This is a genomic window from Luteibacter sp. 1214, assembly GCF_031455395.1.
Classification (GTDB): Bacteria; Pseudomonadota; Gammaproteobacteria; order Xanthomonadales; family Rhodanobacteraceae; genus Luteibacter; species Luteibacter mycovicinus.
This window is the reverse complement of the sequence record NZ_JAVDSQ010000001.1, coordinates 603,124-627,170: the sequence shown is the minus strand read 5'-3', so window position 1 is coordinate 627,170 and position 24,047 is coordinate 603,124. Positions and strand designations below refer to the sequence as shown.

The 24,047-nt window shown below is 67.4% G+C and carries 12 protein-coding genes; all 12 read right to left on the bottom strand.

Annotated elements, in window-relative coordinates:
* Positions 1-68: 68 nt before the first annotated feature.
* On the bottom strand, positions 69-437 hold the full coding sequence (locus tag J2X57_RS02405; protein ID WP_043693781.1) for a hypothetical protein: 369 nt from the start codon (positions 435-437) through the stop codon (positions 69-71).
* A 93-nt stretch (positions 438-530) separates the two neighbouring features.
* A complete protein-coding gene (locus J2X57_RS02400) occupies positions 531-1,715 on the bottom strand; it encodes a hypothetical protein (RefSeq protein ID WP_309863378.1) in 1,185 nt (394 codons plus the stop codon).
* Positions 1,716-1,717: 2 nt separating this feature from the next.
* Positions 1,718-2,878: a glycosyltransferase family 4 protein gene (locus tag J2X57_RS02395; RefSeq protein WP_309863375.1), complete on the bottom strand. Its 1,161-nt coding sequence runs from the start codon at positions 2,876-2,878 to the stop codon at positions 1,718-1,720.
* Positions 2,875-3,456, bottom strand: a complete 582-nt coding sequence (locus tag J2X57_RS02390) for a polysaccharide deacetylase family protein (RefSeq protein ID WP_239739801.1) — start codon at positions 3,454-3,456, stop codon at positions 2,875-2,877. The genes J2X57_RS02395 and J2X57_RS02390 overlap by 4 nt, the downstream gene beginning before the upstream one ends.
* Positions 3,457-3,509: 53 nt before the next feature.
* Positions 3,510-4,721, bottom strand: a complete 1,212-nt coding sequence (locus J2X57_RS02385; RefSeq protein WP_309863372.1) for a glycosyltransferase family 4 protein — start codon at positions 4,719-4,721, stop codon at positions 3,510-3,512.
* A complete protein-coding gene (locus tag J2X57_RS02380) occupies positions 4,718-5,839 on the bottom strand; it encodes a glycosyltransferase (protein ID WP_309863368.1) in 1,122 nt (373 codons plus the stop codon). The genes J2X57_RS02385 and J2X57_RS02380 overlap by 4 nt, the downstream gene beginning before the upstream one ends.
* Positions 5,836-7,191 carry a phenylacetate--CoA ligase family protein gene (locus J2X57_RS02375; RefSeq protein ID WP_309863365.1) on the bottom strand — a complete coding sequence of 452 codons (1,356 nt, stop codon included), beginning with the start codon at positions 7,189-7,191 and terminating at the stop codon, positions 5,836-5,838. The genes J2X57_RS02380 and J2X57_RS02375 overlap by 4 nt, the downstream gene beginning before the upstream one ends.
* Positions 7,188-8,450: an O-antigen ligase family protein gene (locus J2X57_RS02370; protein ID WP_309863362.1), complete on the bottom strand. Its 1,263-nt coding sequence runs from the start codon at positions 8,448-8,450 to the stop codon at positions 7,188-7,190. The genes J2X57_RS02375 and J2X57_RS02370 overlap by 4 nt, the downstream gene beginning before the upstream one ends.
* A complete protein-coding gene (locus J2X57_RS02365) occupies positions 8,438-9,547 on the bottom strand; it encodes a polysaccharide deacetylase family protein (protein ID WP_308847088.1) in 1,110 nt (369 codons plus the stop codon). The genes J2X57_RS02370 and J2X57_RS02365 overlap by 13 nt, the downstream gene beginning before the upstream one ends.
* The gene (locus tag J2X57_RS02360) at positions 9,541-10,671 is read right to left on the bottom strand and encodes a glycosyltransferase family 2 protein (RefSeq protein WP_309863354.1); all 1,131 of its coding nucleotides are present in this window, start codon (positions 10,669-10,671) and stop codon (positions 9,541-9,543) included. The genes J2X57_RS02365 and J2X57_RS02360 overlap by 7 nt, the downstream gene beginning before the upstream one ends.
* Positions 10,668-17,045, bottom strand: coding sequence for a non-ribosomal peptide synthetase (locus J2X57_RS02355; protein ID WP_309863349.1), 6,378 nt, complete (start codon positions 17,043-17,045; stop codon positions 10,668-10,670). Before J2X57_RS02355 ends, J2X57_RS02360 begins: the two co-directional genes overlap by 4 nt.
* Positions 17,042-23,818: a polyketide synthase gene (locus J2X57_RS02350; protein WP_309863346.1), complete on the bottom strand. Its 6,777-nt coding sequence runs from the start codon at positions 23,816-23,818 to the stop codon at positions 17,042-17,044. The genes J2X57_RS02355 and J2X57_RS02350 overlap by 4 nt, the downstream gene beginning before the upstream one ends.
* Positions 23,819-24,047 lie beyond the last annotated feature (229 nt).

Sequence of the window (24,047 nt, the reverse complement as noted above, 5' to 3'; positions counted from 1 at the left end):
GATCTCCGGAAGAACGGACGCGAATCGACGCGACCGCTCAGGCGGTCGGCATCGCACGGTGGCGTTCGTCAGGCGATCGGGGGGCGGAGCGGGGAGCGCTCGTAGGTCGGCGTCACACCGGTACGGAGCGTCGCGGTGACGTGTACGTGCGGCACGCCAGCGAGCAGGGCGGGCATCGTCGAGGGTACGGCCACGTTATGGGCGCAGCTGCAGTGGCAGCCGCCGCCTTCGTTCAGAACGCAGATATCGCCCGGTGCGGTGTCGCTGGTGGCGACGGCGATCGTGGCACCCGCCGTGTCGACGGACGCGGCCGTCGGTCCGTCGAGCAGGCAGAACGTCGCCATGGTCAGCTTGAACAGCAGCACGGCCAGCGCGAGCACCCACACGCCGCGATGGCGGCGAAGTCGGGTGAACAGGCGTGGCGTGGCGAGATGCATGGATTGCGATGCTACTGGACGGCGCGGCTGTTAGACAATTTCAGCCGTGGGGGCGGCCTGTCGGGGGTGGGATGGTCGCGCGCAGGCGCGCTCCTACACGGTGGTTGCGGCGGTCTCGTGGGCGACCGGCTGCTTGCCCGGCTTCGGCAGCTCGAAGTCGCGATAGCGACCGGGGTCGCCGGTGAGACCGGCTTCGGCGGCTTTGGCGATGTTGTACATCTCGCGGGCGGTGACGTAGTGGAGGACGTAGTTCACACCATCGTTGTAGACCGCCTCGAGGTGGTCGTGCATGGCATCGGCGGGAGCGCCGAGCAGCGTGTCCATGTCGCGTTCCTGGGTTCCGTGGGTGTGCACCTTGACGAATACCCACTCGGGGCGGCCTTCGACGTGGATGCCCGTGTCGACCCATTGATCGACACGCGAGGGCGTCGGTGGGCAGCCTTTGCGCACATCGGAGTTCTCGATACGCGGGATGACGCCGAAGCGCCGGTCTTTCCAGTTGAGGCCCAGCGGCCCCTGGATGATCAGCAGGTCGCCACTCGGTTTGCCGCCCACGCGCATCGGCACGCCGGTGTCGTGCGATTTGCAGCGCTGCGGGTCGTCGGTGGCGTAGTAGATCGCATTGGACATCCGCGTCTGCGTGTCGCTGGGGGCGGAGGGCAGGGTGAAGTCCGCGTAGCAACCCAGCTCGCGCAACAGGATCAGCTCGTTGTCGATGCCGCACCAACGGCCATCGGCGCGTGAGTTGTCCAGGCACCAGTTACCGTGGATGAAGGCGAAGCGCAGCTGGCCGGTGACGGGATCGCGCGGCAAGGCATCATGCCTGTCGTGCAGAAGGCGGTTGAAGCGGTCGATGGTGGCGACGAAGTTGGCTTCCGTGTCGTTGTCGTGATGCAGATGGATTTCGATCTCACCGTACCCATCGGCACAAAGCGACTGCAGCTTGTCCAGATGCTCCTCGACGTATTCCTCTTCCGGGTAGAAGAAGCTGTGCTGCGGCACGCGTCCGTCCGCGTCGCGATGGCGCGCCGCCAGCGCGCGATAATCGCTGCACCAGCGGTCCACGCGACGCCGCTGCGTATCCATGTCCACACGGCCCCAGTTCGGCTCGAAATGGTCGACGAAGCAGAACAGCACGTGTTTCGGTCCTTGCACCTTCGGCGGCTTGCGCCGGGTCAGATAGCCCCACAGCCAGTACTGCATGTTGCGTGCGCGGATGGCCACGGTGACCGCCGCCGCGACCAGCAGGAGCAGGACGAGCAGGGCGATGGCGATCACGTTCAGGCTCCGGCCGGGACGAGGGTGAGCAGCTGTTCGGCGTTGTTGCGCCACTGCCGCTCGCTGGCGATGTAATCGCGGGCGGCGTCGCCCACGCGCTGGCGTTCGTCGGCATGGCGCGCCAGCGCGAGCACGCGCTCGACGCAGGCGGCGGCGTCACCGTGCGGAAACAGCCAGCCCGTGCGGCCATCGGCGATCACTTCCGCCACCGGCGCATAGTCGGGCGCGACCACCGCGACACCCATACCCATGAACTCGAACAGTTTCATGGGAGACCCGTAGTGATTGGAATTCGGCAGCACGGCATAGTCCATACAGGCGATCCAGCTGGCGACCTCGTCGTGCGGTACCCGACCCGGCAGCAATACCCGGTCGGCCAGACCGCGATCCGCGATCAGCGCCCGGACCGCGGGCAGCGTCTTGCCATCGCCGACGAAGACCAGCGCCAGTTCCGGCACGGCATCCAGCTGCCCGGCGATGGCTTCGACGAAGCCATCCACACCGTGCCAGTGGGCGAAGGCGCCGATATGGCCGCACACCACCCGGCCGGTCAGGCCGCGCGAGGCGCGCAGTGCGGCGACATCGAAGCGCGAAGGATCGAAACGTGGCAGGTCGACCGCATTGGGCGAGACCACGCTGGGGGCGATGGCGCCGTATGCGCCGCGCGCGACGTCACGAAAGTACGTGGAGATGAAGACCAGTCCCGTCGCACGCCGCAGACACCAGCCCTCGATACGCCGGGCCAGCCCCGTCATCGTCAGCGGGCGTACCCGGTCGACCAGCGCCGAGTCGTTGATCTCCAGCACCAGGGGGATGCCGCGCCGGCGTGCGAGCCAGACGGTGGCGAACAGGAACAGGGAGTAGCGCTCGTAGATCAGTGCGGGCGGCGCCTTGCGCCAGGCGCGTGCCATACGAAACCACGTCACCACGTTGTAAAGCAGCTCGCACATCTCGAAGACGACGCCAGGCAGTCGCGTCACCAGCGTGGCGATGCGACCCCGCTTACCGGGCGAGGCGTCCTCGACCTCCCGCTCGGGATCGGCCCCAGGAAACGACATGACTGAAACGTCGTGCCCGAGCTCACGCAACGCCTGCACGATGCCGCGGATGTGCACTCCCTCGACGTGTCGACCGCGCGTGCGGTGGTGATAGAGGATGTTCATGGTGCCGACCCTTCCAGCGCCGCGAAGCCGAAGCCCTGCGACAGCCACTCAGGCAGCATCACGTCGAGTGCCTCGGCCGCCTTGTCGCTGTCGTCGTGCATGAGCACGATGTCGCCGGGCGCGGGCGGGTCGTTGCGCAGGCGGGCGATCAGGGTTTCCACCGGGGCGTCCTGATAGTCGAGACTGTCGTAGGACCAGTAGACCAGATTGCGCTTGCGCCGCGCGAAGTGCAGCAGCAACTGCGCGCCCACGTAACCACTGGGCGGGCGCATCCGGTGATGCGGGCGGTCGTCGAACAGCCGCAGCAGTGCGTCGGTGCGATACACCTCGTCCAGCTGTTTCGTGAGGGTCATGTTGCTGAAAGACCAGTGGCTGTACGAGTGATTGCCGATCATGTGGCCCTCGGCGACGATCCGCTGCACGATCTCCGGGTACTGCTCGATCTTCTCGCCGACAAGGAAGAAGCTGGCTTTGACGCCGTGCTTCGCGAGGGTGTCGAGCAGGCGCGGCGTGTGGCCTGGCTCGGGGCCGTCGTCGAAGCTGAGGTAGCGCAGGCAGGCGTCGCGCGTCCGGGTCATCACCAGGGTTTCGGGGAGAAGCCCGAGGAGTTCGAGTTTTCTGGGTTTTCGGATCATGGTGTCGGCGGGTGGCGAGGGTGGGCGCGTGCCGCGAGGTGGGGGCCGCGCGCGTGGCGCGCTCCCACATGGGCGACGTGGGTGAGGATGCGCTCGAGGCGGTCGATGTTTTCGTCCCAGCGGAACGTGGCGGCATGGTCGGCGATGGCGGCTGCGTCGAAGTGGCGTTCCAGGGCTTCGATCAGTGCGGTACCCAGTTCGTGCGGCTGGTGAGGTGGAACGAGGATACCCGCGTGCCCGGGGACCACTTCGGGGATGCCGCCCACGTGGGTGGCGACGATGGGCGTGCCGCAGGCCATCGCTTCCAGTATCACGTTGGGAACGCCTTCGTTGTGACTGGGCAGGCAGAGGACATCCGCCGCACGGAACCAGTCGGCGGTGGCTGCGTGGTCTACCGCGCCCTCGAAATGCACGGCGGTGGCGCAACACAGCGACGCCGCGCGATCTTCGAGGTGAGCGCGGCTCGCACCGCTGCCGACGAAGACCAGACGTGCGTCGTGATGACGCCCGACCAGCTGCGGGAAGGCGTCGATCAGATCGTGGCAGCCCTTCGTCGCCTTGAGGTTGCCGACGTAAAGGACGAGCGGTACCTCGGGGGGCAGCCCCAGCCGAAGCCGCGCGGCGGTGCGATCGCCGCGATGAAAAACCCGCGTGTCGACCCCGTTGTACAGCGTCTCGACGGTGTTGGCATGCGCGCCCAGCGACACCGCGCGCGCGGCGAGCGCGCGACTGACCGCGACGACGCCGGCCGCGCCACGCAGGGCCTGCCGGATCTGCGGACGCCGGAGACGCGCCTCCGCCTGCACGTTGAGGTCGCTGCCGTGCACCTTGACCACGTACGGAATACCGAGCAGGCGCGCCATCCACGCGCCGGCTACCGCATCCGGGAAGGCCCAGCTGGCGAGGACGACGTCATAGCGCGCGGCACGGATCTCGCGTCCGCGCTGCCACATGACGCAGGCGAAGAAGCACAACGCGTTGAGGAAGCGGCCGAAGCCCGGCGGGTGATAAAAGGTGAACCAGTCTTCGCGGATCCCCGACACCCGCGTTTCGCCCTGGCGCCCCGCCATACGCTCACGAAAATCCACCGCGGTCAGCACGTCCACGTCGTGACGCTCGCCGAGGCGCTGGAACTGCTGCCGGTTGAACGTGCCGCGCCGCGGATCCCACGGGGTGGGGAACAGGTTGGTCAGGGCGAGGACTTTCATGTCACGGCCTCCCAGTCGCCGAAGTACAGCCGGCCATAGCGTGCCGCCATCGCATCGAGCGAGCCATGCGCCTCGACCCAGTCGCGCGCGGCACGGCCCAGACGCGACGCGCGCTGCGATTCATGGAGCAGCCCGAGCATCGCCTCGGCCAGTGCCGGCGGATCGCAGGCGGGCACGATGCGCCCCGTCGCCCCGTCGCTGACGATCTCCGCGTTGCCGCCGACGTCGGTGGCGACGATGGGCAGGCCGGTGGCGCACGCCTCCAGCAAGGCCATGGAGTAGCCCTCCGTGATCGAAGGCAGCACAAACAGGTCCAGGCCCTGGAGCAGTTCGCGTACGTCGTCGCGGTCGCCGAGAAAATGCACGCAGCCGGCGACGCCTTCATCGTAGGCGCAGGCGCGTAACGTCTCGCGAAGCTCGCCGTCGCCGATCAGCACGAGCGCGGTATTGGGTCGCTTGTGGCGCACCAGGCGGAACGCGCGGATCAGACTGGCCTGATCCTTCGCCCAGTTGAGCCGTCCCACGGTGCCGATGATCCGGGTGGCGTCGGGAATCTTCAACAGGTTGGTCAGGCGTTCGTGCATGGCATCGGACGCCACGTCGAACCCTTCGACGACGATCCCGTTTGGCACCACACAGGTTTTCCTGGCCGGCGCGACGCCGCGGCGTACCGCGTCGCGGCGGGCGGCTTCGCATACCGCCACGACCGCGTCGGTTGCCTTCAGGGCGCGGCGAAACAACCATTCGCGGCGGCCACCCTTACGGTTGGCACCGCCCATGCCATGACGCGTGTTCACCACCTGGCGGATGCCCATACCCGCGCTGGCCAGCACCGCCTGGTAGTGCGCTACCGCGTTATGCGTGTGCAGCACCTCGGTGTAGTGCCCGGCGATGAACTGCCGTGCGCACGCGAGCGCACGGAGGTCCAGTCCCGTCTTCTTGCCGCAGGCATGTACCGGAATGCTCAGCCGGTCGAGCTCGCCGGCCAGCGAGCCGCGCTCGAACAGGCAGACCACCTGGACCTTGTCACCCTGACGATGCTGGGCCTTCACCAGGTCGATGACCATGCGTTCGAGGCCGCCGCGGTTGAGGTTCTCGACGAAGTGCGTGATGTTCACGAGGCAAGCTCCGAGACGGTGACACGCAACTTGCCGCTGCGGGTGAGCGGAATGTCGTCGACGAAATGGCAGTGCAGTTCGGCGCTGTCGCCGATGACCTTGCCCACTTCATGACGGATATAGGCGAGCGAGGCGTCGTCGAAGCCATCGCCACGCACGATGGAAAGATCGAGCCGGTCGAGACGGCGTTGTACCAGCTGAAAGCGCTGCAGCCCCGGCACGTCCTTGAGCATGTGCGGAAAGAATTCGCCCGGCAGAACGTGACCGGCGGGGGTGCGAATGGCGTCGAGCTTGCGGCCGTCGACCGACGCGAGCATCGGCAGGCCGCGTCCGCAGGGGCAGCGGCGCGTGGCGTGGGTCGCCATGTCACCGTTGACGTAGCGAATGAAGGGCATGCCGCGATTGAACAGGTCGGTGATGGCTACTTCGCCGCTGCCGTGGGTGACCGGATGGCCATCGACGAGGGTCTCCACCACAAGGTGGTCCGCATTCACATGCAGCCCGTCGCGGTGCTCGCACTCGGAAGCGATCAGCATGAACTCGCGGCAGCCGTAGGTGTTGAAGGCCGGTGCGCCGAACGCGCGTTCGATGATCTCGCGCTGAAACGGGTGCAGGGCCTCGGCCGCCCCGATGATCGAAGCAGGCCGCGCGATATGTCGCCCGGTAGCAAGCAGCCATTCGGCAAGACGTACCAGCGGGCCGACGTAGCCGACGAGTACTTCCGGCTTATAGGCGTCGATGGCTTCCGCGTAGGAGGCGAGGTTGGTCTCGTTCATGTGGAAGCTGTCGAGCAGCTTGCGCGCGAACACCGCGTTATAGATCCGGTCCTTGATCCGGTGCGCCGTCGAGGGGCTGCCCACCGCTCCACCCCAGAGGAACAGCGTGCGCCGTCCCATGCGCGATCCGGCCCAGCCGTAGCCACGCCACATCACCGCGACGCGGCGGTCGTTGCTCTCGCGGGTGAAGCCGAAGCGCAGCGGTTCGCCGGTCGAGCCGCCCGTCGCCTTGTAGCCGAGGGTGTCTTTCAGCGAACTCGCCTTCAGTTCGTCCGCATGGTGGCGGATGTCCCCCTTGGTCAGTACGGGAAGCGTCGCGAAGTCGGCCATGCTGCGGATGTCGCCCGGCCGCATGCCGATCTCGGTCCAGCGGCGTCGGTAGTAGGGCACCTCGTGCCAGCACCAGTCCAGCAGCGAGCGCAGCCGGCCCATCTGCAAGGCCTCGAGACGCTCCGGTGTGAGCCACTGGTCACGTTCGTAGGCACGCACATGTCCAGGGGTATCCCGCCCCCGAAGGCCGCCTTCGTAGGCGGGCCAGACGACGCGGCGAAGCAGGTTTTCGTAGATGGCGCTCATACGGTCCTCAGCAGCACGGCAACGAGGACGAAGAAGCCCGCGATGGTGCCCATCGCAGCGGGGACCCAACGCCAGCCGCCGTCGGACAGACGGAAGAAGGGGAGCTCCGGCCAGCGGCGACGCGCACCCACGTAGTGGCCGGCGACCATGGCGGCGATGAGGTACATGACGATCATGTAGCTGCGGCTGAGGAAGAACGCCGAGGCGAACAGGCCGCACAGCGACAGCAGCAAGGTCAGCGCCATCTGCCGCTCGGTTGCCCAGTCGGCTTCGACGGTCGCGTCCTTCCCGGGCACGCGCACATGCCGCACGATGGTCAACATCATCCAGAAGCCATACCCGACGAAGGCAAGCCACAACACGAAGCCGACGAACCCGGTTTCCGCGATGACCAGCACGAACGAGTTATGAGCGGTGAGCTCGTTGTACTCGGTGAAGTTGCCGGCGCCGACGCCGAAGATCGGGTTGTCGCGGAACATCTCGAGTCCCGCGTACCAGGCATCCACGCGACCGGCCGCGGACTCCTCGCCGGCATCCAGCTCGTCCATGCGCGATGACAGCAGCTTCATCACCGTGAGGCCGATGATGCCGAGTACGCCGGCCACCGCGATGCCGCGCTTGTACCAGACGTAGCAGCCAGCCACGACGAGCACGGCAAGCATCGCGCCGCGCGAATTGGTCAGCAGTATCCCGTACAGAAGCAGTGCGGCGGCACCGAGCCAGACAAGGCGCATCGTGCCCGCACCGGGTCGGCCCAGAAACATCGCCATCGGCAGCGTGGCGGCGAAGAGCAGGCCGAGATCGTTGGGGTCGTTGAAGATGCCGACATACTGGATGCGGCCGCCTTCGCCGATCGGGATGCCGGTCCAGCCCATGCCGGTCTTCGCCTGTTCGATGCCGTGCAGCGCGAGCACCGCCGCGCAGATGACGAACACGGTCATCGCCGTCCGCACACGCTTCTGCGTGCTGCATGCGGCACCGAGGACGAAGAACGCGATGACGGCCGGGCCGAACCTGGCGAGCTCGTCGACCGCGCCACCGGTCCATCCGTTGGCGACTTCCGAGACCATCAGGATCAGCAGGAAGGCCGGGAGGATGATGAATTGCGGCGCCTGGAAGGTCTTGTCGCGTGAGATCAGCCACGCGCCGAACGCCAGCATCAGTACCACGGGCAGGATCGGCACGAGATCCAGCCCCGGCACGTAATCCTGCGGCCGGATGATGGTGAGCACCACATAGACCAGGATCAGAGGGAACATGGTTGCGCCTGTGGTCCGGTGGCTTCGTGTGCGGCGGTGGGGTAACTCATGAGCTGCGGCAGCGCGAGCATCGCCGCGAACCAGCCCGGTCCCATGTTCGCTTCCACCGGCAGACGGTGCAGGGCGTAGCGATTCTCGCTGGGCTCCGGGTTGGTGCCGCAGATATAGCTGCACGCGAGCCGGAACCCCGCATGGCGTGTGGCCGCGATCACGGCTTCGTTGTAGGCACGATCGCCGCCGACCGGATAAGACATCAGGATCGACGGGTGGCGCAGCTCGCGGTCGAGCGTCGCTTTCGAGGCCCGGATCTCGCGCTCCATTTCATCTTCCGGCAGCCGGGCCAGCATGCGGTGATGCACGCCATGCGAACCGAACTCGTGGCCGCTGGCCTCCATCTCCCGGGCCTGGTCCCAGGTCATCGGACGGCAGTCGGGCGGTCGCGCGTCGGCGGACGGCATGTTCCATTCCTGCTCGAGCCGTTCGGTCATCGCGGTCTGACCCAGGGCGTCGAGCCATTTCATGCGCAGCAGCACGTTGCCGGCGATGCGTCGACGGGAGGCGCGATCCGGCGGCAGGGCGATGTCGATACCGAGTTCGGGCAACTGCAGGCGTGGCGCGCGGGTCACCAGAATCATGTGGACGAGCCAGTCGTATCCATACGGGCGACCGGTATCGAGATGTCCGGTGGATACGAAGAAGGTCGCAGGCACGCCCACCTCATCGAGGATGGGTGCCGCGATGCGGTAGTTGTCGTCGTAGCCGTCGTCGAAGGTGATCGCCACCGTATCCGGCGGCAAGGCCTCGCCAGCGTCGAGCGCGGCGGCGATGTCGGTCAGCCGCATCGGTCGGAAGAACTTCCTGATCCGGATCATCTGCTCGCGGAACTCCGCAGGCGGCGTGCTGATCAGTTCGAGGTCGAACTCGTAGGTATCCGGATCCGGCAGCGGCATCACCCGGTGATAGGCGAGGATGCGCAGGTCGCGCTGCCACCATGCCCGTACGCGTTGCAACGGATGCAGCAGGCCACTGGAGTAACAGAGTTCGCCGAGTCTGCCCCGGATACCGGGTGCGCCACGAAGGGGCCTATCGATCACCATAAGTGCAGCCTTCGGTTACGGGCGAAGGCAACGAGCGCCTGCGCCGCGAAGAGGTTGAGATAGAAGAACGCCAGCGCGATACGCAGCGGAAACCAGCGTCCCAGGGGGGGGCGGAACTTCGCGAGCGCGACCATGGCGGCACAGACGACCAGTCCGCCGAACGCAACCGCGTACATCGGATGCCGTGTCACCAGCAGGCCGGTGCTGCAGGTGAGTGCAACGAGCAACCATGGCGCCAGCAGCCGCAACACCTTGTGGCTGACGAAGCGGAACCACAGCGGATTGGCCCAGGGCAGCAGCAGCCACGGCGCCAGCTGGATCAGCTGGAAATTGCCGGCGAGCGTACGGATCTTGCGGCGCTTCTCGTCCTCCGTTCCCTGCGATGGCTGGTCCCAGGCCATCGCCCTGGGTTCGAACACCACACGCTTGCCCTGAGCGGCGACCCGCATCGGCACCAGCACGTCGTCGAGCACGGTACCGGCGGGAAGCGGCCGGAACAGGTGGCGACGCATGGCGTACAGCGCGCCGCTGACGCCGACGGTCGAGCCGGACAAGGCCTCCGCATGGCGTATGCCTTTCTCGTAACGCCAGTAGAAATCCACACCCTGGGCGAAGCCGGTGCGCACGTTCTCCATGTGCAGTTCGCCGCCCACCGCGCCGACGGTCGGGTCGGCCAGGTTGGCGACCAGCTCCTTCAGGGCGACCGGCGAGAGTTTCTGGCGGACATCGGTGAACAGCAGCACCTCGCCTCGCGTGAGCCCGACGGCGTCGTTGAGGCAGGCGGCCTTGCCGCGACGGTTCGGGAAATCGAGCACGGTCAGCCGTGGATCCGTCGAACGCCGCGCGAGCAGGACGGTCGCGTCGTGGCAACCGTCGCAGGCGATCACGATGTCGATCAGCTCGGCGGGGTAGTCGAGTTGCTGCAGGCTGGCCAGCTTGGCGCGGATGAACCCGGCACCGTCGTGCACGGCGACGACGATGCTCACGGTCGGCAGGATGCCGCGTTTCGCCACCGGGAGCGGGCGCAGGCGCGAGAGCAACCAGACCCACAGCGGATAGCCCACGAAGACGTGGACCAGCAGGATGGCCGATGTCCAGCAGACGATCCAGGCGAGATGCGTCATGGCGTGGTGCGTCCGAGCAGGCGACTGAAAAGGCCGCGCTTTGCCGTGATCGCCGGTGCGGGCTTGGCGATGGCGAGTTCGGCGGCAAGCGTGCCGAGGGTGCCGTTGGCGATGTCCAGCAGATTGAGCTGGATACCGCTCAGCTTCTGCACGCGCTGCGCCATGTCGACCGCTAGCAGGGAGTGGCCGCCGACATCGAAGAAGTTGTCGCTGGTGCGGACGCGGCCCACGCCCAGCAGGTCCCGCCAGACACTGGCGAGGAGACGCTCGCTCTCGGTATGCGGTTCGCTGTCCACCGTGTGTCCACCGGGCGTACCGTCGGCGGGCACCGGCAACGACGCGATATCCGGTTCGCCGGTGGGTAACAGCGGCAGCGCGTCCAGCATGGTGATGTGAGCCGGCATCGAGGACGCCGGCAGGGACGTCGCGAGCGAGGCACGCAGGTCGTCGCTGTCCGGCGAGTAGCCCGGAGCAGCCAGTGCGTATACGTCGATGCGCGTCAGACCGTCGCGGTCGCGACGCGGCACGGCGATGGCGCGGACGATGCCCGGCTGGGCGAGCGTCAGTGCTTCGATGGCCGCCGGTTCGACGTCGAGACCATGGCGGCGAACGCGACGGTCCTCCCGGTCGAGCACCTGCAACTGGCCGTCGGCCAGCCAGCGTCCGCGGTATCCCGTCCGGGCCAGCCGACCGTCGGCTGGCTGGCGACCGGCCTGCGTGCGGTGGCCGAATGGCATGGAGAGCGCGAGGCCGGCGATGGCAACGTGGCCCGTCGCGCCGATGGGGCAGGGTTCGCCGCCGTCGTCCAGGATCCACGCCTCGCTGTTGGCAAGCGGCCGGCCTTCGTGCAGGGCGTCGGCCGCGCGTTCCACCTGGCCGCATGCCGCGACGGGCGCGGACATGGCGTCGCCGAACAGGGTCCACAGGCCGGCGGTGGCGCCCGCGACATGCGTGGCCAGTTCGGCGGTGGGCAGGCCCCCGGCGACCACGGCGCGCATGCCCGGATCGCCGGACCAGCCCTGGCGCACGAGTGCGTGCCAGGTTTCAGGTGTGGCGATGAAGACGTCCATGGCATCCAGGCGTCCGTGAGCGAGATCGTGGGCATCCTGCTCGAACCAGGTGGCACCGTGGGCGAGCGCGAGCAGGGGCTCGACGACGGACATCGCATCGGAAGGCGACGCGTCGCCGGCGATGCGCTTGCCGGGACGCACGCCCAACGTGCCGGCCAGTGCCTGCAGCGTGTTGGCAAGCGCACGATGCGACAACGCCGCACCGCGTGCCTTCCCCTCGACATCCGGAGCGTAAAAGGCGATCGCCGCATCGTCGGGCGAGGGCCGCACGGCAGACGGCGCAACGTCCCACGTCGCGACGTCCGCTTCTCCCTCGTGCAGGTCGAGCCACACGGCACAGGCGCGCGGCCAGTCGAGCATGGCCTCGAGCGCCACGTCGCCCACCATCACCGTGGCCCGTGCGGCGGCAAGGATGTCGCTCAGGCGGGCCGCCGGGTCGGCGCGATCGAGCAGCAGCGCCGTCGCACCGGTCAGTCCGATAGCGAGCAGGGCCGCCACGCGGTCCGCACCCGGATTCACGCACAGGCCCACGACCTCGCCCGCATGCGCACCCCGCTCGTGCAGCAGCGCCGCGATCCGTGAAGCACGCTCCAGCAGCGCGTCGTAGCGAAGCGTGCGCGTATGCTGGACGATCGCTACGGCGTCCGGGTTCGTCTTCGCCGCCGCCGCGACCATGCCATACAGGTCGACGGGCAGGACGATGTCGGTATCCGTCGCGTTCCAGTGACGCATGCGCTCGCGCTCGGCCGGGGTCGCGGCCGTGAGTGCGCCGACCGCGATGGCGGGATCGGCCGCGACCGTACGCATCATGTCGAGGTACCGCTCGCGCATCAGCCGCGCCGTGGCGGCCTGCAGCAGGTCGGCGTTGTAGGTCACGCCGCCGACCATGCCGGCGTGGCTCTCGAGGAACCACAGGCCGAGGTCTTCCGTGGCGCCACTCTGGAAGAGCAGGATCTGCTCGTGCTCCAGCCCGCCCCAGTCGACCGCACGCTGGCGGGCGTCCTGGAACGAAAACAGCGCCTGGTACAGCGTGGCGCCCGCTCCTTGTCCGATCTTCAGCTCACGCTGAAGGTATTCCAGCGGGACGTCCGGATGGCCGAAGGCCTCGATCGCCTTGCGCCTGACCAGACGGACGAACTCGAGGAACGACAGCGCGGGATCGACCGACACGTGCAGCGGCAGCAGATTGTTGAAATAGCCCATGACCGATTCGACCTCGGTCTGGTTACGGCCACGGACCGGTGTGCCGACCACGAGTTCACGTTGCCCGGCCGAGCTGGACAGCATCGCGAAGTACAGCGCGAGCAGCGTCATGTTGAGGGTGGCGTCGGCCTGCCGTGCCACGTCGTGCATGGCGTCGGTCTCGGCGCGCGACACGCGGATCCACTCGGTGCGTCCCAGTCCGGACATGCCGGGCCGGCGCGGATGGTCGGTCGGTAGCGCCCGGACGTCGCCCATCTGTGCAAGACGTTCGCGCCAGAAGCCCAGCTGCGCCTGGAACGCCGCGGACTCCAGCCAGTGCGCGTGCCATTCGGCGAAGTCGCCGTAGCTCACCGGGAGGGCGACCAGCGGCGAGGGCAGACCGGCCACGAAGCTGCGATACAGCGCCGACAATTCGTTGTACAGGATGTCGAACGACCAGCCGTCCCAGATGATGTGGTGCGGCATGAAGAACAGCGCGTGCTCGGTATCGCCCAGGCGGAACAGGCGCGCACTGAACAGCGGTGCGCGGCGGAGGTCGAACGGCGTGTCCGTCAGCTGCTGCAGACGCGCCATCAGCGTCGCCTCGCGCTCCTCGTCCGGCAGGTGACTCAGATCCTCCGCCGGGAACAACGGGTACGTCAGTTGCGGCTCGATCACCTGGACGATGTCGTTGCCCACGTCGCGGAACGCCGTCCGCATGCTGGACTGCCGCTGGATCAGGGCCTGGAAAGCCATGTCGAAGGCATGTTCGTCCAGACGACCGCGAAGCCGGTGCGCCGATGGCGCGTTATACGTGACCCGGCCGGGATGCATGCGCTCCAGCGCCCACAGGCGGCGCTGCATCAGCGACAGCGGCGCGTGGTGCTGATCGCTGCGGTGGCCGATCGGCTCCGCGGCGGGCGCCGAGCCGCTGGCGACCTGCGATCCGATGACGGCGGCAAGTTGCTCGATCGTGGGAGCGTCGAACAGAGTCCGGAACGACAGGCTCACGCCGAACTCGCGGTTGAGCTTCGCCGTGAGCTGCGCGGCCAGCAGGGAATGCCCTCCGAGCGCGAAGAAGTCGTCGCGCACGTCGAGGTCGGGCAGGCAGAGCACCGCTTCCATCGCGAGGGCGACCCGTCGCTCGTCGTCGTTGCGCGGCGCGACGCGCGCACCCGGTGTCGCGACGGAGTGCGCGATCGGCGGCGGCAACGCCTTGCGGTCGGTCTTGCCGTTGGGCAGCAGCGGCACGCTGTCCAGCACGAGGATGTGCTGGGGCAGCATGTAGTCGGGCAGGCGCGAGCGCAGGTACGACCGTAGCGATTCCTCCTCCGGGACGATGCCGTCGCGGCCCACCACGTAGGCCACGAGGCGTACGTCGCCGGGACGGTCTTCACGCGCGATGACGACGGCGCGGGCCACCGCCGGCACGTCGGCAAGCACGCTTTCGATCTCGCCGGGCTCGATGCGATAGCCGCGCACCTTCACCTGAAAGTCGAGACGACCCAGATGTTCCAGGACGCCTTTCGCTGTCCACCGGCCACGATCGCCCGTGCGGTACATACGCGAGTCGGGCGCCTCCGACCAGGGATCGGCGATGAATTTCTCGGCGGTGAGTTCGGGGCGGTCGAGATAGCCGAGGGTAACGCCCGCGCCGCCGATGTGGATTTCGCCCGGCACGCCGAGCGGGCAATGATGGCCGCGCTCGTCGAGGATATGCACCGTGGTGTTGGCGATGGGGCGGCCGATGTAGATTCCCTCGCGCGGATCGGAGACACGCCAGTAGGTGGAGTAGACCGTCGTCTCGGTCGGGCCGTAGCCGTTCCAGACCTCGCCACAGCGGTCCAGCAGCGCCTCGGCGAGATCGACGGGCAGCGGTTCGCCGCCGGAAACGGCACGGAAAGCGGGACGCCCGTGCCATCCCGCGTCGACCAGCAGTCGCCACCCGGCGGGCGTGGCCTGCATCATCGTGGCGTCACAGTCCTCGATCAGGCGCCGCAGCTGTCCGCCATCGCGCACGTCGTCGCGACCGGCGATGACGACTTCGGCGCCGCTGGTGAGCGGCAACATCATTTCCATGAAGGCGATATCGAACGACAGGGTGGTCACGGCGACCAGACGGTCGTCCGGCGCGATGCCCGGCACACGCTGCATGCTGGTGAGGAAGTTCGCGGCCGCGCGGTGCGGTACGCGCACACCCTTCGGCCGTCCGGTGGATCCGGAGGTGAAGATCACATAGGCCACGGAATCCGGTGTGCCCGCGCGACGGTCGCGTGCGGGGCGGTCGAACGACGCGTGGACCACCTCGTCGCTGTTCAGTGCGATGACGCGGCGTGCATCGAACTCGAACGCCAGGGGTGTTTCGTCATCGACGACCAACGCGGCAAGCCGCGCGTCCTCGGCCATGAAGGCCAGGCGTTCGGCGGGGAAGGCGGGGTCGAGGGGCACATAGCCCGCACCGGATTTGAGTACGCCCAGCACGGAGGCCAGCATGTCGAGTCCGCGGCCGAGCGACAGCCCGACCAGGGCACCGTGACCGACGTCGCGGGCGCGAAGTGCGTTGGCGATGCGATTGGACCGTGACTCCAGCGCCGCATAGGTCAGCGTACGGTCGGCGTGACGTACGGCGATGCGCTCCGGCGCGCGGTCGCACTGCTGCTCGAAGAATTCGTGCGCGAGACGCAGTTCCGGAAACGGCGTCGGTGCCGGTTGCAGACCGGCGAGCTCGCGATAGACGGCGTCGGAGACGACCGGCAGTGCGATCGCTTCGGTCGTGGGCGCATGCGCCGCGTGACGCAGCAAGGTGGCATAGGCGTCGAGCCAGCCCTGTATCGTGGCTGCGTCGAACAGGTCGGCGTTGTACTGGCACTCCAGACGGAGTCCGCCCTCGACCTGCACGGCATTCACAAAGAGCTCGAAGTTCTCGTACTCGCGGGGAATGGCGTCCACGTCGAAACGAAGGTCCGGGAACGGCGCGGTGGTCTCGTCGAGTTGCGCATCGAGGTTGAACAGCACGGAGACCAGCGGCAGCCGGGACGGATCGCGTACCAGCGAGAGCCGGGCGAGCAGGCTGCCCAGCGTATAGCGCTGATGATCGAATGCATCGAGAAGGTCGCCGCGCACGTTGCCGAGGACGTCCGCGAAGCTCGCGGCATCGTGGATCCGGGCGCGCAGGGGGAGCACGTTGACGCAGTGACCCACCAGGGTATCCAGCCCTTCGCTGGCCTGACCCGCCGATGGTATGCCGATCACGACATCGTCCTGCCCCGCGATGCGGCGGAGCAGGACGGCGAAGCCCGCGATCAGCGTGGCGTAGAAGCTGGCCCGGTGTGTCGCAGCCAGGCGCCTGATCGCCTCCACGTCCATGGCGTCCAGCAGACGGTCTTCGCGCCGTGAGGTGAACGTACGACGGCGGGGGCGGGGCCGGTCCACGGGGAGGTCCAGTACGGGAAGCGTGCCGGCGAAGCGGCCCAGCCAGTACTGTTCGTCCTCGCGAGCCGTGCCGCTGCCGCCGTGCGCCGCCTCGGCCAACGCGAAGTTCGAGAACGCGCCCGCCGGTGCCGGGCCGGGGCCCTTGCCGAGGCGTTGCGCGTAAAGCGCGGCGAGATCGCGGACGATCACGCCGAACGACCAGCCGTCGCACACGATGTGGTGTGCGGCGAGGGTCAGCAGATGGCGGTCGGCGGCAAGGCGGAAGATCTCCGCCCTGACCAGCGGGCCGTGTTCGAGATCGAAGGGTGTCGTAACGATGCGCGAGAATGCCGCCTGTAAACGTGCGTCGCTCTCGAACGGGGGCAGCGGCGAAAGGTCGTGGCTCGCGATGGGTAGCGTCGTGTGGTCGGCCACGAACAGCTCCTCGCCGTCCCGGCTGAGTGTGGCTCTGAGGGCCTCATGACGGTCGACCACCGCCTGTAGTGCCCCCATAAGGGCCGGCACGTCGAGCAGGCCCTTGAAGGTCAGCGAGACCGCTTCGTTGTACGCCAGCGAGGCTTCCGGCTCCAGCCGGGATGCCAGCCACACCTCGCGTTGGGGCTCGGTCGTCGGCAGCACGTGCGAGAGCGGCGCGGCGGCGAACGGATCGTAGTCGACCGCTGTGGCGGCGGCCAGCTCATTGGGCGTCATGCGGTCACCCTCAGGTACTTGCCCGGCGCGTCCGGGTTGGGAACGAACCAGGCGGGACGGCCTTCGGGGTCCTTGCCCAGGCGTGCGCCCGCTATGGGCGGACGCTCGGCATCGAAGGACGCGGTCTCGCGGCGGCGGGGCAGGAATTCGGCTTCCTGCATTTCGAGAATCGATTCGCGGAACGCGGTGGCAATGGCGGCGAAGTCCGCCTCACCGTGCGCGGTGGTGAAGAAACAGGGGAAGTTGTCGAGGATGTGGATGCCGCGGCTTCGCATCATCGCGAACAGCAGATCCTGCAACGGGTGGTCTTCGGTGAACGTGGTCTTCCACACCGAGGCGAAGTGCACGACGTGCACCGGTGCCCCGACGCTTGCGCAGAACGCGTTGAGCTCGCCCACCATGGCGGCGACCTTCGCGTTGAGCGTGGCCTGCAGCTGGCCGCCTTCCTTCGTGAGATGCGTGAGCACGGCATGTGCGGCGGCGAGGGCCAGCGGGTGGCGTACGAAGGTGCCCGCGAAATAGGTGACGCCGACGGTCGGCGTCGAGTCGTCGCCGAACTGCCAGTGACCGCCATCCAGCGCATCCATGAAACGACGCTTGCCCGCGATGACGCCGATGGGGAAACCGCCACCGACGACCTTCCCGTACGACGCCATATCGGCATCGATACCTAGCACGGCCTGCGCACCGCGCGGATGGGCACGGAATCCGGTGACCACCTCGTCGAAGATCAGCAGCGAGCCTGCCTCTTCGGTGATCGCGCGCAGCTCCTGCAGGAACTCCACCGGCTGGAAGTCCGGACGACGGCTCTGCACCGGCTCGACCAGCACCGCGGCGATGTCATGAGCACGCTCGCGAATGATCCGCAGCGATTCCGGTGTGCCGTAGTCGAGCACCAGCACGTGTTCGGAGGTGTTGCGCAGGATGCCCGGTGCGGCCGGTACGGACTTCAGCTTCTTCGTGCCGCGGACGATCACTTCATCGAAGATGCCGTGGTACGAACCGGTAAAGATGACCAGGGTGTCGCGGCCAGTCACCGTGCGCGCCACGCGCACGCAGCCCATGACCGCCTCGGAACCGGTGTTGCACAGCGCCGCGCGATCGAAGCCGGTGAGGTCGCAGACCTGCTTCGCCACGATGCCGGCCAGCGGATGCTGCGGGCCGATCTCATAGCCTTCATCGAGTTGCTTGCGCACGGTGTCTAGCACGAAGTCCGGCTGCCAGCCGAACAGGTTCATGCCGAAGCCATTCAGCGCATCGACGTAGCGATTGCCATCGAGGTCCCAGACGTTGGCGCCTTTGGAGCGCTCGATCACGATCTGGTAGATGATTTCCTTCAACAGCGGGCGGAATCCGTTGACCACGCGCGGATCGGCCAGGTGCGGGCGGTGTTCTTCCGTATAGGCCTTCGACGCCTTCGTGCGCTCGATGTACCGGCGCATGAAGGCATCCAGCCGCGCACGCTGCCGGGCGCTGAGCTCCGTGCCACCGTGGTGAATCCGTGCAATGGCGCCGAACGCCTTCCTGACGTCGTATGTGGTGTGCGCAAGCGCGGCCTCTTCGCCGTCGTTGGCCGCTACGGTTGCCTCGGTCGGTCCCTGCGCTCTGCCAGGAGCCGGGGGTGGCCCTGCCACAGGGCCTGCGGTTCCCGCCAGCAACGCCAACTGCTCCCGCATGATCTGCATCTGCTGGGCAATGATGTCCTGCACCAGTCCAGCCCCGGTGGAGCTCAGCGCCGCCGCTCCGGTAGAAGCCAGCCCCGCTGGCGATCCGGCAAAGCCGGCCAGATTGCCGCCAGACCCGTCGCCAGCCGCGCTGGCTCCTGCAACAGCCTTTGCATCGGGCGCCGCCACTACCTCAGCCGGCAACAACCGGTCGATATGCGCCGCCAGACTTTCAAACGACGAACACCCATCCATCAATTCGCGGAAGGTGATCTTCAACGCGTATGTCTTCTGCAGCTGCAACGCCACCTGGGTCAGCGACAGCGAGTCGAGCCCCATCTCGACGAAGTTCGACGCAGGATCGACGCCCTCGAGTTCAGCCCCCGACACATCCTCGAACAAGGCGAGCAGCTCACTGACAAGGCGCTGGGGCCGGGCGGATACGGGCGAATTGGGCATGGAGAGCTCCAGGGACTGGGGCGAGACGATGTCGTGGTGATCTGACTGGTCTGGCGAGGTGGTGTCCGGGTCGCGCACGGGGCGCGCTCCTACGGGGGGCGGTGCGTCGGATGGCTGTGCGATGCCTGCCATGCCGGCGGCAACCTGCGAAAGCGACACCCCCGCCGCGATCGCCGTCACCGAGGCCGCCACCCGCGCCTCCACCCAGTGCCGCTTCCGTTCGAACGGATACGTCGGCAGACGCACACGCCGCCGTTGCGCACGGTGGTCGAGCGCCGCGATGGCGACCGTTACTCCCGCGCACCACAGCGCACCGGCGGCGCCAAGCAGGGCGGCGCGCTCATCGGAAGGGCCATCCCCCAGACTCGGAACGATCGTGCGACCGCGTGCCTGTGCATGCTGGCGACCCAGCACCGCGAGGCTCGGCCGGGGACCGACTTCGAGAAAGGCCGCCGAGGTGTCTTCGAGTGCATGCAGAAGCGCCGGCGAGAACCGCACGCTCTCACGCAGATGACGCGTCCAGTAGTCGGGTGAGGTCGCCTCGGCGTCGGTCAGCGGGACGCCGGTCAGTGTCGACACGATAGCGATGGTGGGCGAGGAAAGCGGCACGGCCGCGACCTCCGCACGAAACGCATCGAGCACCGGATCCATCATGCCCGAGTGGAACGCGTGCGAGGTGTGCAGGAGGCGGCAAGCGATCCCTTCCACGTCGAGCCCGGCCCGGAACGCCTCGATCTCGCCGGAGGGCCCTGAAACGACGCTCGCGTTAGGCGCATTCTCCGCCGCAAGGGACAACGTGCCCGGAAGCCGCGCACGCAGTTCCGCCGCTCCCAGACGAACCGAAAGCATGCTGCCTGCGGGCAACGCCTGCATCATTCGCCCGCGACGCGCGACGAGGCGCGCGGCCTCGGCCAGCGGCATCACACCTGCCAGTGCGGCCGCGGTGAACTCGCCTACGCTGTGCCCGATCAGGGCGACGGGATGGACGCCCAGGCTCATCCACAGGCGGGCGAGCGCGTATTCAAGCGCAAACGTCGCAGGCTGCGTGAGTGCCGTCGCCTTCAGGGCATCCGCATCGTCGTCGAACATCCGCTCCCGGAGATCGAAGCCCAGTTCGTCGCGCAAGGCGCAGGTGACCTCGTCCAGTGCCGCGCGAAACACTGGCTCCGTCGCATGCAGTTCGCGACCCATGCCGGCGTACTGCGAGCCCTGGCCAGGGAACAGAAATACGACGCCGGGCGACGGATCGCTGCTGGTACGGCAGATCGCGGCGGCTGCCACGTCACGAAGCTGCGCTTCCGCTTCGCCATGCGACACCGCGACGACGTGCGTACGCTGTCCGAAGGATTTGCGGCCGCTGGCCAATGTCCAGGCCGTGTCGGCGAGATTGCTGTCCGGATGCATGGCGATGTGGTCGGCCAGGCGCGCCGCAGCCGCGGCGAGGGCGGCCGGCGTGCGCGCGGACAAGGTCAGCAACTGCGGGCCGGTCGCGGCATCCGACGGTGCACGCGCCGGCGCTTCGCCAAGGATCACGTGGGCATTCGTCCCGCCCACGCCGAACGAACTGACGCCGGCCAGCAGCGGACCGGCGCTCTGCCACGGCCGCAGCGTATCGTTGACGATGAACGGCGACGCCGCGAGATTGAGCCGGGGATTGGGGGCGGTGAAATGCAGCGACGGCGGGAGACGACGCTCGCTCAGCGCCAGGGCCGTCTTGATGACGCCGGCCGCCCCGGCGGCCATGACCAGGTGGCCGACGTTGCTCTTCAGCGACCCGATCGCGCAGAAGCCCGTATCGTTCGTGGTCTGCCGGAAGGCCTCGGTGAGTCCTTCGATCTCGATGGGATCGCCCAGTGGCGTGGCCGTACCATGGGCTTCGATGTACGAAATATCACGCGCGGCCACGCCGGCGTCGTTAAGCGCCATCGTGATGACGGCTGCCTGGCCAGCGGCGTTGGGTGCGGTGAAGCTGGCCTTGACCGCGCCATCGTTGTTCACCGCCGCGCCGCGAATGGTGGCGTAAATGGGGTCGCCGTCGCGCACCGCGTCCGACAGCCGCTTTAGTAGAACGACCGCCGCGCCATCGCTGAACACCGTGCCCTGTGCGTTCACATCGAACGTCCGCGTATGGCCGTCGGGCGAAAGCATCGAGCCCTCCTGCGCAAGGTAACCGCTGTTCGGCGGGCAGGCGATCGACGAACCGCCGGCCAGCGCCATACCGCAGCGACCGGCGCGCAGTGCGTCGAACGCCTGCACGATCGCCACCAGTGACGTGGAGCAGGCCGTGTTGAGGCTGATGGCCGGCCCGGTGAGATTGAGTTTGTGCGCGACACGCGAGGCGACGTAATCCTTTTCGTTGCCCAGCATCACCTGGAAGGCACCGAGCTTTTCGACCAGGTCGGGGCGGCCGCTGATGTGCTTCTGGAAGTACGTCGCATTGTGCATCCCGCCGAAGATGCCGACGGGTGCCTCCTGCCCATCCGGTACATAGCCGGCGCGTTCCATGCACTCCCAGCACAGTTCCATGAAGAGGCGCTGCTGCGGGTCGGTCAGCTCGGCTTCGCGCGGCGACATGCCGAAGAACGAGGCGTCGAAGTCGCCCACGCCGTCGAGGACGCCGCGCGCCGGCACGTAGCCTGGATCGTCGCGCTCCGAGGCAGGTATCGCGGCATCGAGTTCGTCGGGCGCGAAGAAGTGGATCGTTTCGCGACCTTCGCACAGGTTGTCCCAGAACGCCTCCACATCGGGCGCGCCCGGAAACCGGCCGGCCATGGCGATAATCGCCACCGGCTCGCCTGCCGTCGACGTACCGCTGGCGAGCCGGCTCGACAGTGCGTGCCGCGAGGTTCGCCCTCCGATCACCGCGGCGACGGCGGCGGGCGTGGGCTCCGCGAAGAAACCGACGAGGGTCGGGACAGCGGACAACTCGTTGTGGATGCGCGTCATGGCGCGCGTCGCCAGCAGCGAATTGCCGCCGAGGTCGAAGAAATTGTCGTCGCGGCCCACGCGCTCCACGCCGAGCGTCGCGGCAAAAAGATCGCACAGCGCGCGTTCGACATCGCCACGCGGTGCGACAAAGGTGGCAGCCAGTTCGGGACGCGAACGATCCGGGGCGGGCAGGGCATGCCGATCCAGTTTGCCATTGCCATTGATCGGAAGTGCATCCATCCGCACCCACGCCTTCGGAATCATGTAAGCCGGCAACAGGACGCTGAGCTGGTCGCGCAGAGCACGTGCGGCGCTGTCCGGGCCCTGGCTTTGGTAGGAGCGAGCCTGCTCGCGATCGGAGATGCGGTCACCTCCCACCACGTAATAAGCCACCAACCGCCGATCCCCTGGCTCATCCTCGCGAGCCACCACGGCCGCGTTAGCCACCCCAGGCAACGCACGCAATGCGAACTCCACCTCACCACACTCGATCCGGTATCCGCGAATCTTCACCTGCCCATCGGCCCGTCCTATGAAGGCGAGATTCCCATCGGGAAGAAAGCGAGCCAGATCGCCCGTGCGGTAAAGCGTTCCGTGCTTCGATGAGACAAAGCGCTCGGCCGTCAGCTCGGGGCGGTTGAGGTAACCGCTGGCGACGCCCGAGCCACCGATATACAGCTCACCGATGTCCCCGTCGGCCACCGGTTCACCCTGTTCGTTCCACACATGCAGCGAGGTCTCGCCGATCGCGCGCCCGATGGGAATCGCACCGGCATCCCCCGGAAGGTCACGCGGAATGCGATAGGTCGTAGCGAAGGTGGTGCATTCGGTCGGGCCGTAGCCATTGATCAGCGTGGTCGCCGGGAGAGCCGCGAGCGCCCTGCGCACATGAGGCACCGATAAGGCTTCGCCACCCGTAAGGACGCAGCGCAGCCCGGCAAGATGCGATGCATCTTCATCGACGATCGCGTTGAACAAGGCCGCGGTCAGCCAGGCCACCTCGGCACCGTGTCGTTCGACGGCGCGCGCGATGCCGCAGCCTGTCGGAACCCGGTCTCCATAAACCACACAGGTGCCGCCGTTCAGCAGCGGCCCGAAGATCTCCAGCGTCGACGCATCGAAACCCAGCGGCGCCGCATGTAGCATTTTCAGGGCGTCGAAGTCGAGATAATGGGACTTCAGCACCAGCCGAAGAATCGACTCATGCCGGATCTCCACGCCCTTCGGCTTCCCCGTCGACCCCGAGGTAAACATGCAATAAGCCAGCGAGCTCTCCTGTAGGAGCGCGCCCTGCGCGCGACCGCTAGCCGAGCCACCCACAAGATCCCGCAAACCAAACACCGGAATCTCATCCAAGCCCGGCGCCCCGGGCCGATCCGCGATCACGGCGGCGACGTCCGCGTCCGTCAGCGCGAAGCGAATGCGATCCTCCGGCCACGAACCATCGATCGGCAGGTAGGCCGCACCCGCCTTCAACACGCCAAGGATCGCAACGATCGCTTCCGCCGATCGCTCCATCAGTAACGCGACATAGCTCCCGGATTCAACGCCGGCGGATCTCAGCCCGGCGGCGACCCGATCGCTTTGCTCGTTCAGTTCGGCATAACTCAGGCTCAGTTCGTCGGAAGCGACGGCTAGATGTTGCGGATAGAGCGCGGCAATACGCACGAAGCGCGCATGTACCGTGGTATCGGGAGTATCGGGGAAAATCGCATCATTCATGACCATGCCCTGCGCAGGTGGACGTCCGGCGCAATGGCATAGGCCGAACGGCCAGGGTCGAAGTGGTACGGCCGGCCTTGCCGGCTGGCGTGCCACCTTGCATCCCTTTTCCCCTCGTGCTCCACGCCATCCTGTCGGCCTTCATGCGATCCCCCGTGAACTACCGCAGTGCCAGTGGCACCTGCATTCGCGAGATCATTTATAGGCTTTGAAAAGCGCGGGGCCTATA

Bases quoted from the DNA above. Each gene is read 5' to 3' on its own strand.
- J2X57_RS02405 (WP_043693781.1), bottom strand. From the start codon at position 437: ATGCATCTCGCCACGCCACGCCTGTTCACCCGACTTCGCCGCCATCGC.
- J2X57_RS02395 (WP_309863375.1), bottom strand. From the start codon at position 2,878: ATGAACATCCTCTATCACCACCGCACGCGCGGTCGACACGTCGAGGGA.
- J2X57_RS02390 (WP_239739801.1), bottom strand. From the start codon at position 3,456: ATGACCCGGACGCGCGACGCCTGCCTGCGCTACCTCAGCTTCGACGAC.
- J2X57_RS02385 (WP_309863372.1), bottom strand. From the start codon at position 4,721: ATGAAAGTCCTCGCCCTGACCAACCTGTTCCCCACCCCGTGGGATCCG.
- J2X57_RS02375 (WP_309863365.1), bottom strand. From the start codon at position 7,191: ATGAGCGCCATCTACGAAAACCTGCTTCGCCGCGTCGTCTGGCCCGCC.
- J2X57_RS02370 (WP_309863362.1), bottom strand. From the start codon at position 8,450: ATGTTCCCTCTGATCCTGGTCTATGTGGTGCTCACCATCATCCGGCCG.
- J2X57_RS02365 (WP_308847088.1), bottom strand. From the start codon at position 9,547: ATGGTGATCGATAGGCCCCTTCGTGGCGCACCCGGTATCCGGGGCAGA.
- J2X57_RS02360 (WP_309863354.1), bottom strand. From the start codon at position 10,671: ATGACGCATCTCGCCTGGATCGTCTGCTGGACATCGGCCATCCTGCTG.
- J2X57_RS02355 (WP_309863349.1), bottom strand. From the start codon at position 17,045: ATGACGCCCAATGAGCTGGCCGCCGCCACAGCGGTCGACTACGATCCG.
- J2X57_RS02350 (WP_309863346.1), bottom strand. From the start codon at position 23,818: ATGAATGATGCGATTTTCCCCGATACTCCCGATACCACGGTACATGCG.